This is a genomic window from Streptomyces sp. NPDC107522 (assembly GCF_055657525.1).
This window is the reverse complement of record NZ_JBVKAU010000001.1, coordinates 221,524-233,789: the sequence shown is the minus strand read 5'-3', so window position 1 is coordinate 233,789 and position 12,266 is coordinate 221,524. Positions and strand designations below refer to the sequence as shown.

11 protein-coding genes and 1 riboswitch are annotated in these 12,266 nt (G+C 71.7%); of the genes, 10 read left to right on the top strand and 1 reads right to left on the bottom strand.

Annotated elements, in window-relative coordinates; genetic code table 11:
- The first annotated feature begins 67 nt into the window (after window positions 1–67).
- Window positions 68–251: riboswitch (cobalamin riboswitch) on the top strand.
- Between the two features lie 30 nt (window positions 252–281).
- From ACZ7L6_RS01005 to ACZ7L6_RS00980, 6 genes are all read left to right on the top strand, one after another.
- On the top strand, window positions 282–983 hold the full coding sequence (locus ACZ7L6_RS01005; RefSeq protein ID WP_471919814.1) for an energy-coupling factor ABC transporter permease: 702 nt from the start codon (window positions 282–284) through the stop codon (window positions 981–983).
- Window positions 980–1,381, top strand: coding sequence for an energy-coupling factor ABC transporter substrate-binding protein (locus ACZ7L6_RS01000; RefSeq protein WP_471919813.1), 402 nt, complete (start codon window positions 980–982; stop codon window positions 1,379–1,381). The genes ACZ7L6_RS01005 and ACZ7L6_RS01000 overlap by 4 nt, the downstream gene beginning before the upstream one ends.
- A gap of 6 nt (window positions 1,382–1,387) precedes the next feature.
- Complete coding sequence (cbiQ, locus tag ACZ7L6_RS00995) at window positions 1,388–2,137, top strand: cobalt ECF transporter T component CbiQ (protein ID WP_471919812.1); 750 nt, start codon at window positions 1,388–1,390, stop codon at window positions 2,135–2,137.
- On the top strand, window positions 2,134–2,988 hold the full coding sequence (locus ACZ7L6_RS00990; protein WP_471919811.1) for an energy-coupling factor ABC transporter ATP-binding protein: 855 nt from the start codon (window positions 2,134–2,136) through the stop codon (window positions 2,986–2,988). Before cbiQ ends, ACZ7L6_RS00990 begins: the two co-directional genes overlap by 4 nt.
- Before the next feature lie 147 nt (window positions 2,989–3,135).
- Window positions 3,136–4,563: a rifampin monooxygenase gene (gene rox, locus ACZ7L6_RS00985; protein ID WP_471919810.1), complete on the top strand. Its 1,428-nt coding sequence runs from the start codon at window positions 3,136–3,138 to the stop codon at window positions 4,561–4,563.
- Between the two features lie 106 nt (window positions 4,564–4,669).
- Window positions 4,670–6,166, top strand: a complete 1,497-nt coding sequence (locus ACZ7L6_RS00980) for an APC family permease (RefSeq protein ID WP_471919809.1) — start codon at window positions 4,670–4,672, stop codon at window positions 6,164–6,166.
- A 7-nt stretch (window positions 6,167–6,173) separates the two neighbouring features.
- Here the strand turns inward: ACZ7L6_RS00980 and ACZ7L6_RS00975 are convergent, their stop codons facing one another.
- The gene (locus ACZ7L6_RS00975; RefSeq protein WP_471919808.1) at window positions 6,174–7,202 is read right to left on the bottom strand and encodes a heme/hemin ABC transporter substrate-binding protein; all 1,029 of its coding nucleotides are present in this window, start codon (window positions 7,200–7,202) and stop codon (window positions 6,174–6,176) included.
- Between the two features lie 84 nt (window positions 7,203–7,286).
- Here ACZ7L6_RS00975 and ACZ7L6_RS00970 point away from each other — a divergent pair, with 84 nt between their 5' ends.
- The 4 genes from ACZ7L6_RS00970 (at window position 7,287) to ACZ7L6_RS00955 (ending at window position 12,231) form a co-directional block, all read left to right on the top strand.
- Window positions 7,287–8,072, top strand: a complete 786-nt coding sequence (locus ACZ7L6_RS00970) for a hypothetical protein (RefSeq protein ID WP_471919807.1) — start codon at window positions 7,287–7,289, stop codon at window positions 8,070–8,072.
- Between the two features lie 31 nt (window positions 8,073–8,103).
- Window positions 8,104–9,051, top strand: a complete 948-nt coding sequence (locus ACZ7L6_RS00965; RefSeq protein WP_471919806.1) for an HtaA domain-containing protein — start codon at window positions 8,104–8,106, stop codon at window positions 9,049–9,051.
- A 109-nt stretch (window positions 9,052–9,160) separates the two neighbouring features.
- On the top strand, window positions 9,161–9,688 hold the full coding sequence (locus ACZ7L6_RS00960; protein ID WP_471919805.1) for a hypothetical protein: 528 nt from the start codon (window positions 9,161–9,163) through the stop codon (window positions 9,686–9,688).
- A gap of 14 nt (window positions 9,689–9,702) precedes the next feature.
- A complete protein-coding gene (locus tag ACZ7L6_RS00955; RefSeq protein ID WP_471919804.1) occupies window positions 9,703–12,231 on the top strand; it encodes an immunoglobulin I-set domain protein in 2,529 nt (842 codons plus the stop codon).
- Window positions 12,232–12,266 lie beyond the last annotated feature (35 nt).

Here is a 12,266-nt window from a genome sequence, read left to right as displayed (position 1 = left end):
CATCTCGAAGCAGGTGAACGCCCCCTTCGCGCCCCCAGGCGCGCTTGTCAGCCGACCTGTGCGGGCACTACTGTCACCACGCCTTGGTGAACGGGAAATCCGGTGTGATGCCGGTGCGGCCCTCGCCACTGTGAATCGGGAAGTCCGGCTCCGGCCCTCACGGGCAGCCACTGGGTCCTAGGGCCCGGGAAGGCGGGGCACGGGCGGTGGTACCCGTCAGCCAGGAGACCGGCCAAGGCGCGTCAACCATCCACGAGGTGCTGGAGAGGGTCTGCTGAGCCATGCACATAGCCGAGGGTTTTCTGCCTCCGGCGCACGCGGTCGCCTGGGGCGTCGCGTCCGCGCCCTTCGTCGTCCACGGAGTCCGCTCCCTCACCCGTGAGGTCAGGGAGCACCCGGAGAGCACGCTGCTCCTCGGCGCCTCCGGAGCCTTCACCTTCGTCCTCTCCGCGCTGAAGCTGCCCTCGGTGACCGGAAGTTGCTCCCACCCCACCGGCACCGGCCTTGGCGCCATCCTGTTCCGGCCACCGATCATGGCGGTCCTGGGCACCATCACCCTGCTCTTCCAGGCGCTGCTGCTCGCGCACGGCGGCCTGACCACGCTCGGCGCCAACGTGTTCTCGATGGCGATAGTCGGGCCCTGGGCCGGATACGGCATCTACCGGCTGCTGCGGCGGTACGACGTGCCGCTGATGGTCGCCGTCTTCTCCGGGGCGTTCGTCGCCGACCTGTCCACCTACTGCGTCACCAGCGTCCAGCTGGCGCTCGCCTTTCCCGACCCGAGCAGCGGATTCCTGGGCGCGCTCGGCAAGTTCGGCTCCATCTTCGCCGTCACCCAGCTCCCGCTCGCAGTGAGCGAGGGACTGCTGACGGTGCTCGTGATGCGGCTGCTGGTGCAGTCAAGCAGGGGCGAACTGACCCGGTTGGGCGTGCTCCTCGCCAAGAAGCAGTCCCGCGCCGAGACCGAGGCGGTGGCCCGATGAGCAGGAACACGAAGATCAACATCCTGCTGCTGCTCGTCGTCGCCGCGCTCGCCGTGCTGCCGCTCGCTCTCGGCCTCGGCGACCACAAGGAGGAGCCGTTCACGGGCTCCGACGGCGAGGCGGAGACCGCGATCACCGAGATCGAACCGGACTACGAGCCGTGGTTCTCGCCGCTGTACGAGCCGCCGTCCGGCGAGATCGAGTCGGCTCTGTTCTCCCTCCAGGCGGCCCTCGGCGCCGGTGTCCTCGCCTACTACTTCGGCCTGCACCGCGGACGACGGCAGGGCGAGCAGCGAGCGCTGGAACGGGAACGGGAGTCCAAGAGCGTGCCCAGCGGGACGGCCGGGAGCGTGCCCAGTGGGACCACCGGGAAGTCTCCCGCCGAACAACAGGACTGAGCCCGCGTGCTGCCGATCGACGCGGCGGCGCACAGCAGTCGCTGGCGCCGCCGTCACCCCGTGGACAAGGCCGTGCTCGGGCTCGGCCTCACCGTGCTCGCGATCTCGCTGCCACCGTGGCCGGGAGCCGCACTGGTCCTGGTCACCGCCCTGACCGTGCTGCTGGGACCGGCGGGCGTGCCCGGCCGCCGGCTGTGGCGCGCCTACCGCGTGCCGCTGGGCTTCTGCGTGACCGGTGCGGCCACGCTGCTGGTCCAGGTCGGCGGGCCGGAGGGCTTCGTCTCGCTCGCCGACGAGGGTCCACTGCGGGCCGGTGAGCTGCTGCTGCGCACCTCGGCCGCCTCCCTCGGAGTGCTGCTGTTCGCCTTCACCACCCCGATGTCCGACCTGCTGCCCCGCCTCGTGAAGGCCGGCGTGCCCGCGGCTGTCGTCGACGTCGCCCTGGTGACGTACCGCATGAGCTTCCTGCTCCTGGATTCCCTGCGGCGCATCCGGGACGCCCAGGCCGCCCGCCTCGGGCACACCGGCCGGGCCGCGGAGTGGCGCTCCCTGGCCGGGCTCGGCGCCACCGCGTTCATCCGGGCCTTCGACCGGGCGGCCCGGCTCCAGGCCGGCCTCGCCGGGCGCGGCTACGACGGCACCCTGCGCGTCCTGGTGCCCGAGGCCCGGGTCTCCGTCCGCTTCACGGCCGCGAGTTGCGCACTTCTCATCGCGCTGGCCGCCCTCACCCTCGTACTGGAAAGGGCCCTGCCATGAGCGAGCCCACCTCCCTGGTCGCCCTGCGGGGCACGTCCTACGCCTACGAGGACGGCCCTCTCGTCCTCAGCGACCTCGACTTCGACGTGCACGAGGGGAGCGCACTGGCGCTGCTCGGGCGCAACGGCACCGGCAAGACCACGCTGATGCGGCTGCTCAGCGGCGGGCTGCGGCCGGACAGCGGCCGGCTCACGGTGGAGGGTTCGCCGGTCAGGTACGACCGCAAGGGGCTGACCCGGCTGCGGACGACCGTCCAGCTGGTGGTGCAGGACCCCGACGACCAGCTCTTCGCCGCGTCCGTCGCCCAGGACGTCTCCTTCGGCCCGCTGAACCTCGGCCTGCCCGACGCCGAGGTGCGCGCCCGGGTCGACGAGGCGCTCGCCGCCCTGGACATCTCGGCACTGGCCGACCGGCCCACTCATCTGCTGTCGTACGGGCAGCGCAAGCGCACGGCCATCGCGGGCGCCGTCGCGATGCGGCCCCGTGTGCTGATCCTGGACGAACCGACCGCCGGGCTCGACCCGGACGGTCAGGAACGCCTGCTCACCATCCTCGAAGGGCTGCGCACGTCCGGCACGACGGTGGTGATGGCCACGCACGATGTCGACCTGGCCCTGCGCTGGGCGGACGAGGCGGCGCTCCTCACCCCGTCCGGGGTGCGCACCGGCCCCGCGGCCGCGATGTTGTCCCGCACCGACCTGCTGCAGCAGGCGGGGCTGCGGCTGCCCTGGGGCATCGCCGCGACCCAACTGCTCCGCGCGCACGGCCTGTTGGACGACACGGCACCCGGTCCGCGGGATCCGGCCGAGCTGGCCGCCCTGGCGGCGGCGCACACGGCGGCCGAAGGCTGACGTACCGCGTACCGCCGCTACCGCTGAAAAAGACAAAGGCAAGGAGGTCACCCACTCCTTGCCACTCTCAACGTATAGCGCACTGGGGGCCTTGCGGCAAGGCCCCCGTCCTCCTGCAGAATCTCCCGCCGAGGACAGGGGGTTGTGATGATCGACGTGATCATTGCCGGTGGCGGACCGACCGGCCTGATGCTGGCCTGCGAGCTGCGGCTGCACGGCGTGCACGTGGTCGTGCTGGAGAAGGAGGCGGAGCCGACCAAGGTGGTCCGCTCGCTCGGGCTGCATGTGCGCAGCATCGAGGTGATGGCCCAGCGCGGTCTGCTGGAGCGGTTCCTCGCGCACGGCAGGCAGTACCCGGTGGGCGGTTTCTTCGCCGGGATCGAGAAGCCCTCGCCGGTCCGGCTGGACAGCGCGCACGCGTACGTCCTCGGGATCCCGCAGCCCACCACCGATCGCCTGCTGGCCGAGCACGCCGCCGAGGTCGGCGTGGAGATCCGGCGCGGTTGCGAGCTGGTCGGGCTGAGCCGGGACGAGGACGGGGTGACCGCCGAGCTGGCAGACGGCACGCGGCTGCGCTCGCGCTACCTGGTCGGCTGCGACGGCGGCCGCAGCACGGTGCGCAGGCTGCTCGGCGTCGGCTTCCCCGGTGAGCCCAGCAGGGTCGAGACGCTGCTGGGTGAGATGGAGGTGACCGAGGATCCGGCGACGGTCGCCGCCGTCGTCGGGGAGGTCCGCAAGACCCAGAAGAGGTTCGGTCTCGGGCCCCTCGGGGACGGGGTGTACCGCGTCATCGTGCCTGCCGAGGGGGTGGCCGAGGACCGTGCGGTCCCGCCGGCCTTCGAGGAGTTCAAGCAGCAGTTGCGGGCGTACGCCGGCACCGACTTCGGCGTGCACTCACCGCGCTGGCTGTCCCGGTTCGGCGACGCCACTCGCCAGGCCGAGCGCTATCGGGTCGGCCGGGTGCTGCTGGCCGGCGACGCGGCGCACATCCACCCACCGACCGGTGGGCAGGGCCTCAACCTCGGCATCCAGGACGCGTTCAACCTCGGCTGGAAACTGGCCGCCGAGGTGAATGGCTGGGCACCGGCGGGGCTGCTGGACAGCTACGAGACCGAGCGGCACCCGGTGGCCGCCGACGTGCTGGACAACACCCGCGCGCAGATGGAGCTGATGTCCACCGAGCCGGGTCCGCAGGCGGTGCGCCGGCTGGTGTCGGAACTGATGGACTTCGAGGACGTGCACCGGTACCTGATCGAGAAGATCACCGCGATCGGGATCCGCTACGACTTCGGCGAGGGCCATGACCTGCTCGGCCGGCGACTGCGGGACGTGGCGCTGAAACGGGGGCGCCTGTACGAGCTGATGCACGGCGGCCGTGGACTGCTGCTCGACCGGACCGGCCGCCTCTCGGTGACGGGCTGGGCGGACCGGGTCGACCACGTCGTCGATGCCGGCGACGAACTGGACGTGCCGGCGGTGCTGCTGCGACCGGACGGGCATGTGGCGTGGGTCGGCGAGGATCAGCAGGACCTGCTCGGCACGCTGCGCAGGTGGTTCGGCGCTGCGGTCGGCTGAGCGCGCGGTGGCACACGGGTGATGCGTTCCGCGGCCGGAGAGCTGACACCCGAGCAGCCCCAGGGCTCCCTGTTGGATGAGGTCACCACGACCGAAGCGAGGGAGCATGGCCGACGGCACCCCGGACACCCGCCCGCCCGACGGGCTGAAGGCCGATGCGATCGGGTTCGTCGACGCACTCGTCATCGGGCTCAACTCCACCTCGCCCGCGTACTCGCTGGCCGCGGCCATCGGCCCGGTCGTGGCGCTCGTGGGTGTCCACGCCCCCGGTGTGATGGTCGCGTCGTTCGTGCCGATGCTGCTGATCGCGTCGGCGTTCTACTACCTCAACAAGGCCGATCAGGACTGCGGGACGACCTTCTCGTGGGTCACCCGGGCGATGGGCCCCTGGGCGGGATGGCTCGGCGGTTGGGCCATCACGATGACCGGCGTCCTGGTGGTCGGATCGCTGGCGGACGTCGCCGTGACCTTCGCCCTGCTCGCCTTCGGCCTCGACGGCTGGGCCGGCGACGACGTCGTACGCCAGTCGCTCACGGTGCTGCTCATCATCGTGATGACGGCCGTGTGCGTCATCGGCACGGAGGTGTCGGCCAGGGTGCAGAACGTCCTCATCCTCGCGCAGGTCGCCTGTCTGCTCGCCTTCGCCGTCGTGGCGCTCCAGCGGGTGTACGCCGGCACCGGCACGCTCGGCTCCGTCGACCCGTCGTTCGGCTGGCTGGACGCCTTCGGGGCCGGCGGCGCCGAGCTGACCGCGGGCCTGCTGCTGGGCGTGTTCGTGTACTGGGGCTGGGAGTCGGCGGTGAACCTCACCGAGGAGGTCGAGAACTCCGCCACCGCGCCCGGCAGGGCGGCCGTATGGTCCACGGTCGTCCTGCTGGTGACCTATGTGTCGGTCGCCTTCGCGGTCGTGGCCTACGCCGGGCCGGCATTCCTGGCCGAGAACGCCGAGGACGAGGAGTTCGTCTTCGCCCTGCTCGCCGAGGAGGCGATGGGCGGCTGGGACTGGGTCGTGCTGCTGGCGGTCTCGACGTCCGCGATGGCATCGACGCAGACGACGATCATCCCCGCCTCGCGCACGGCACTGTCCATGGCGCGCCGGCACGCGCTGCCGGGGCACTTCGCCCACATCCACGGCCGGTTCCGCACGCCGGACGTGAGCACGTGGTGGGTGGCCGGCATCGCCATCGCCTGGTACCTCGCCGTCAACCGGATCAGCGCCGACGCCCTCTTCGACTCGCTCACCGCCCTGTCCCTGCTGATCGCGTTCTACTACGCGCTCACGGGCATCGCGTGCGCCGTCTACTACCGCCGTCATCTGACCGAGAGCCTGCACCATTTCGTCCTCATCGGCCTCGGCCCGCTGGTCGGCGCCGGGCTGTTGGCCTGGCTGCTGGTGGAGTCGGTCTCCGACATGTCCGATCCCGCGAACTCCTACAGCGGCGTCTCGTGGTTCGGTCTCGGCCCGCCCCTGGTCATCGGCATCGGCATCGCTCTCGCGGGTGTGGTCCTCATGGTCGTACGGCGCCTGATGGCACCCGCCTTCTGGGCGGAACGTCCGGGGGTGGTCGACCCCGGTCTCGTGCACGGGGACGAGGGGCCGTGAAGAGCTCTCACGTCCCGTGAATCCGGTCGACCAGGACGTCGATCACCAACGGCGTCCGGGGCCCGTAGCCCAGGAGCACCCCGTCCTCCATGCCGACCACCCGCCGGTTCATGCCTGCCGGCGTCTGAGCGATCCCGGGAATCTGCACCAGGCCGTCGATGCCGCCCACGGACTCCAGTCCCTTGGTCATCATCAGGATCACGTCCGGCCGGGCCCGCACCAGGGCCTCACCGGTGATCGGCGTGAACGGCTTGTCCAGCCCGGCCTCCTTGCCCGCGTCCACCGCCCCCGCGGCCTCGATCAGCGAGTCGGCGCCCGAGCCCTTGCCGCCGATCAGATAGACGGCCGCGCTTCCCCGCATGTACAGGAAGGCGACCTTGGGCTTGCTGCCCTCGGGCACGGCGGCGCGGGCCGCGGCGAGTTCGCCGTTCATGCGCCGGACCAGGGCCTTGCCCGCGTCGGGGACGCCGAGCGCCTCGGCGATGCGGGTGGTGCGGGTGGTGACGTCGGCCAGCTCGGTGGCCGGGTCGAGGACGACGACGGGGACACCGGCGTCGCGGATCTGGCCGAGGGCCTCCTCGGGGCCGGTGTCGGTGTCGGCCAGCACGACCGTCGGCCGCAGCGAGAGCACGCTCTCCGCGCTCACGTCGTGGGCCTTGGTGACCTGCGGGAGCTTCTTGGCCTCCGCGAAGGTGGCGGTGATGTCCCGGCCGACGACACGGTCACCGAGCCCCAGCGTGAAAACGATCTCCGCGACCCCGCCGTTGAGCGGCAGGATGCGGGAGGCGTCCTGCACGGTCACCTTGCGCCCGTCGGAAGAGTCGACGGTGACCGGCAACTTGGGGACGGGCGGCTCGCCTTCGAGGGGGACGAGGGTGTTCTCGGCGAGCTGCTTCTCGGCCGCGGCGGCGCGTTCGCTCGCGGAGCCGGCGGCCCGTGTCGCGCTGTCCGAGGCGCTCCCGCCTCCACCACAGGCGCCCGTGAGCAGCGCGAGTGTCAGACCAAGGACGGCGAGGCGTCTCCGGGTTGCGCGCATGGGTTTCCCTTCGTCTCTCCTGGCACACACTTGGGCAATAGTTTAGGTTAGCCTTCCCTAAGTTTCCTTTGGTGGGGGTGTTTCATGGCGTGGCCAAGTGGCCTGCACGGCAAGGGAGTTGGACCGATCCTGGGGTTCGCGGGCGCAGCCCTCCTGCTGCTGTCGGCCGTCGGCCCGGCCTCGGCGGCAGGCGGGTCGGCGACCGGCCCCGAGGGTCAGAAACTCACCGTCTCCCAGTCCTCCGGTCTCGATCCGGACGGCGAGACGGTGACTGTGACCGGCTCCGGCTACAACACCGAGAAGGGCATCTACGTCGCCTTCTGCGTGGACAACGGCGCCGGGAAGACCCCTACACCCTGCGTGGGCGGGGTCGACATGTCCGGTGAGTCCGGGGCGTCCGCGTGGATCTCCTCCAACCCGCCGTCGTACGGAGAGGGGTTGGCGAAACCGTACGAAGGCAGCGGCCACAAGGGCTCTTTCAGCGTGCGGCTCACCGTGCGCGCCAAGGACGCGAACACCGACTGCACCAAGTCCGGCGTGCAGTGCGCCGTCATCACCCGCAACGACCACACCCGGGGCGGCGACCAGAGCCAGACCGTCCGCATCCCGGTGACCTTCGGAGCGGATGGCGGGGCCTCGTCGACGGGCGACAGTACGACGGCGAAGCCGGCCGCGACGGCCGGTGCGAGCACGACCGGCGGCACCGGTACGGACAGTTCGGGCGACGGCGACGACAAGGCGTCCGACGGGCCGCTCGCGAGCACCGGCTCCGTCGCCCTGGCGGCCGGCGTGACGGCGGTGGGCCTGGTCGTGGCCGGCACCGGCACGTGGCTGTGGGCACGCAGGCGCCGGGCGGCGAACGCGGATTGAGACAAGCCGACATCCCCAGGGAGACTTGAAGATGACGAAGAGATCCGGCGCCGCCGCCGTGACAGGCGGCGCCCTGCTCGCACTACTGTGTCCGGGCGTCGCGGCCGCACAGGACGGGCACCCGCTCCCACTCGAGGTGTCGGGCGGCTACGCGAGCTGGAACACCGCACCCGGCGCGCTCGAAGACCACGGCATCTCGCTCGACGTGGCCGACCCCGCCGTACAGGGATCCACGGACCGCGCCTGGTTCCCGACGACCGGCGGCGGCACCGACCCAGAAACCGGGGGCGCGGACGTCGAGTTGGGCGGCTCGGTCCTGCTGATCCCGCCCACCGACACCCTGCCCCTGCCCCTCGGCGGGCTCAGGCTGCGGCTCGACGACGGCACGGGCACCCTCCAGGCGCGTACGGTCGTTGACGGCCGGGCCCGCGAACTCGCCCTGGCCGACGTGAAACCCGGCGCCGAACCCGTCGTACGGACGAGTGGCGTGACCTGGACCGGACTGCGGGCGTCGCTCACGGAGGAGGGTGCTGCGCTGCTGTCCGAGTGGAGCGGAACGGAGTTCACGGCAGGGGACGCGTACGGGGTGCTGGAAGTGACCGTGGGGACCGGCGACGAAACAGCCGAAGCGGCACCCGACGGCACACCACGGCCGACACCGGGCCCCTCGAAGGAGAAACCGGCAGCGACTCCTCAGCGGACGGCGGCCCCGTCCGCCACCGTCACCCGCACCGCCCTCTCCCCCGACTCCGAACAGCGGGTCACCGGCGCGGGGTTCGAGCCCGGCGACGTCGTCCTCGTCGCCATCGACGACGACACCCGCTATCAGGCGGTGGCCGACGAGATGGGGCGGGTGTCCCGGACGTTCCCGGTGTACGACAGCGCCGTCGGGGGCGCGCACACGGTCGAGTTGTACACGGCAACCGGCGGGCGGAGTGCCGACGCGGAGTTCCGCGTGCGTACGAACTCGCCTTCCTGAGACCGCTGTTGCTCGCTTTGCCTCCCGTTGACAAACAACCCTCCGCGATACTTAGGTTAGCCTTGCCTAAGTGAAGTGCTTGGGTTCTTCCCAGAAAGGTCTCGCCCCCATGAGATCCCTCCCCGCCGCCCGCGCGGCCCTCACCGTCGTCGCCGCCTCCGCCCTGACCCTTGGCCTGGCCACCTCGGCCTCCGCCGCCACCTCGACCCGCACGGTCACGGACGGCGGGACGACGTACAAGCTGTCGCTGACCTCTCCCGGCACGGCCGCCGCCGCGGGCCAGGTCATCACCGTCTCCGGCTCCGGCTACAACACCGGCCAGGGCGTCTACGTCAGCCTGTGCGTGGTCGACGCAGCGCAGGGCGCGAACAAGCCCACCCCGTGTCTGGGCGGCCAGGACGAGGACGGCTCCACCGGCGCCTCGCACTGGGTCAACAACACCTTCGGCGGCCTGTTCGCCAACAGCTCCAGGTTCGGCACGGGCGGCACCTTCAGCGTGCAGATCTACGTCAAGGCCACCCTTGACGACGGCAGCGTCTGCGGCCAGGACGTGGAGTGTGCCGTGGTGACGCGCGCCGACCACTTCGACAGCGAGGACCGCAAGTACGACGTCCACGTCCCGATCACCTTCCAGTGACCGGAGGGACCCCCATGCAGCACAGACGACCGGCGGCGCTCCTCGGCGCCGCCGCGCTCGTGGCCGCCTCCGTGGCCCTCGGTACGGCCGCGCAGGCCTCCGACACACCGAAGACAGCCCTCGGCAAGGACGGCCAGAAGCTCACCGTCTCCGCCTCCGCCGGCCTCGACCCCGACGGCGAGACCCTCCGCGTCACCGGCTCGGGCTACGACGCGACCAAGGCCGTCTACGTCGCCCTGTGCAAGGACAACGGCGACAACCGCGTCCCCACCCCCTGCCTCGGCGGCGCCGACCAGAACGGCACCGGCAGTTCCTCGCAGTGGATCGTCCCCGAGGACGACGAGTACGCGGGCGACCTCGCCGTGCGCTGGGGCCAGGGCGGCACCTTCGACGTCGGCATCGACGTCAAGGCCGAGGACAGCGGCCTCGACTGCACCAAGGTCACCTGCTCCGTCGTCACCCGCGTCGACCACCGCAACCCCGGCGACCGGTCCCAGGACGTCCGCATCCCCGTCACGTTCGAGGGCCAGGACCCCGGCGGCGGGGACGACGGCGGAGACGGCGTCGACGTACCGCCGGGCACCGTCGGCTACGTACGCGCCGCCGAGTTCACCACCGCGGGCCGTCCGCTGGACCTGCTGCTGCACCCCGACTCCGGGAAGCTGTACGTCGGTTCCGACAACATCCCGGACACCGCGGACGTCGCCGAGCAGGGCCTGTACGCCATCGACCCGAAGGACGGCAAGCTCCTCGGCCACATCCAGCAGGCACCCGGCTCCACCGGCGCGCTCGCGGCCCGCGCGGTCCGCTGGATCGCCGCCCCACTGGCCGGAGACGGTGTCGCCTTCCACTACCCCCTGCGCGGCATAGGCACCGCGAAGGACGGTGACACGGCCGCCAAGGGCGTGTGGCTGACCGGCGGCACGGTGACCGGCATCGGTCCCGGCAGGGACGCGTCCACCGCGCTGGTCGCCCAGGGTGCCGTCCTGTCCGAGGTCGAGACCGCCACCGGCACGGTCAAGGAGACGGCCACCCTCCCGGGCGGCGGCGTCCTCGGCGTGGACACCGCGCGCGGCACCGCCTGGTCGGCGGACTCGGCGGGCGGGAAGCTGTACCGCGTCGCCACCGGCTCCCTCGCCGTCACCGCCACCGTCGAACTCCCGGCGGTTCCCGTCCACTTCGTCGAGACGGACCCCAAGACCGGCAATGTCTGGGTGGGCAGCGCGTACGACGTGCTCGTCTTCGACCGGGACGGCAAACAGCTGGCCAAGCTGACCGGCAAGGACCGGGCCACGGCCATGGCCTTCGACCAGGGCACCGGCGAGGCCTTCGTCCTGCGCGAGGACTGGGGCACCGCCGAGGACGGCGCGGACAACGTCGGCGCCCTGGAGATCTACGACAGCGCCACGGCCGAGCAGGCGGCCGAGCCCGTCGCCCTCCCCGGCAACCGCGCCGGCGCCTACGCGGGCGTCGCCGTCGCCCCCGGCGCCACGTCCGTGTACGTCACCGGCCAGGCGGAGAGCAAGGTGGTCAAGCTCGACCGCCGCGTCTCCCCGAAGGTTGTCCAGTCCCCCACCGACCGGTCCGCCGCCCCCGGCGACAAGGTGACCTTCGTCGCGGCCGCCGAGGGCACTCCCGAGCCCACGGTGCGCTGGCAGGTCAGCGCCGACGGCGGCCAGACCTGGTCCGCGGTCGAGGGCGGGACACAGAACGCGTACTCCTTCACCGCGAGGGCGGCGCAGGACGGCTACCGGTACCGCGCCGAGTTCACCAACTCCGCCGGAACGACCCGCACTTCACCGATCACGCTGACCGTCACCGAGACCGACGACGGCGACGAGGGCAGCGAGGAGACACCCGAGGACGAGCCGTCCGGCTCCAAGACCGTCACCGGCCCGAACGGCCAGAAGCTCACCGTCACCCCGGTCAACAACCTCGCCACCGAGGACCAGACCCTGAAGGTCACCGGCTCCGGCTACGACGTGAAGAAGGGCATCTACGTCGCCCTCTGCGTCGACAACGGCGACGGCGAACTGCCCACGCCGTGCATCGGCGGCGTCGACATGACGGGCGGCTCGCACTCCTCCGCGTGGATCTCCTCCAACCCGCCGGACTACGGCCAGGAGTTGGCGATCCCGTACGGCTCGGGCGGCACCTTCGAGGTGGAGCTGACCGTCGACGCCAAGGACGACCACACCGACTGCTTCAAGGCCACGTGCGTCCTGGCCACCCGGGGCGACCACACCGTCTCCGGCGACCGCTCCCAGGACGTCAAGGTCCCGGTCAGCTTCGTCGGGCAGGGCCCGGTGGACACGGACGACGACACCGGCGGCACGGGCGGCAACGGTACGGGAACGACGGGCGGGAGCACCGGCAGCACGGGCACCGCGTCCACGACGGGCGGGTCCGGCGGCACCGGCACCTCCACCGCGGGCGGCAGCCTCGCCACCACCGGCGTCACGGTGGTCTCCGTCGCCGCGCTCGCGGCCGCGCTGCTGGCCACCGGCTGGGGGGCGTACCGGAAGGGTCGTCACGCCAACTGATCGACGGACAAAGCAATCCGCCCTCCGGCACCCGA

Coding starts and splice junctions, on each gene's coding strand:
- ACZ7L6_RS01005 (WP_471919814.1), top strand. CDS start 282: ATGCACATAGCCGAGGGTTTTCTGCCTCCGGCGCACGCGGTCGCCTGG.
- ACZ7L6_RS01000 (WP_471919813.1), top strand. CDS start 980: ATGAGCAGGAACACGAAGATCAACATCCTGCTGCTGCTCGTCGTCGCC.
- ACZ7L6_RS00990 (WP_471919811.1), top strand. CDS start 2,134: ATGAGCGAGCCCACCTCCCTGGTCGCCCTGCGGGGCACGTCCTACGCC.
- rox (WP_471919810.1), top strand. CDS start 3,136: ATGATCGACGTGATCATTGCCGGTGGCGGACCGACCGGCCTGATGCTG.
- ACZ7L6_RS00980 (WP_471919809.1), top strand. CDS start 4,670: ATGGCCGACGGCACCCCGGACACCCGCCCGCCCGACGGGCTGAAGGCC.
- ACZ7L6_RS00975 (WP_471919808.1), bottom strand. CDS start 7,202: ATGCGCGCAACCCGGAGACGCCTCGCCGTCCTTGGTCTGACACTCGCG.
- ACZ7L6_RS00970 (WP_471919807.1), top strand. CDS start 7,287: ATGGCGTGGCCAAGTGGCCTGCACGGCAAGGGAGTTGGACCGATCCTG.
- ACZ7L6_RS00965 (WP_471919806.1), top strand. CDS start 8,104: ATGACGAAGAGATCCGGCGCCGCCGCCGTGACAGGCGGCGCCCTGCTC.
- ACZ7L6_RS00960 (WP_471919805.1), top strand. CDS start 9,161: ATGAGATCCCTCCCCGCCGCCCGCGCGGCCCTCACCGTCGTCGCCGCC.
- ACZ7L6_RS00955 (WP_471919804.1), top strand. CDS start 9,703: ATGCAGCACAGACGACCGGCGGCGCTCCTCGGCGCCGCCGCGCTCGTG.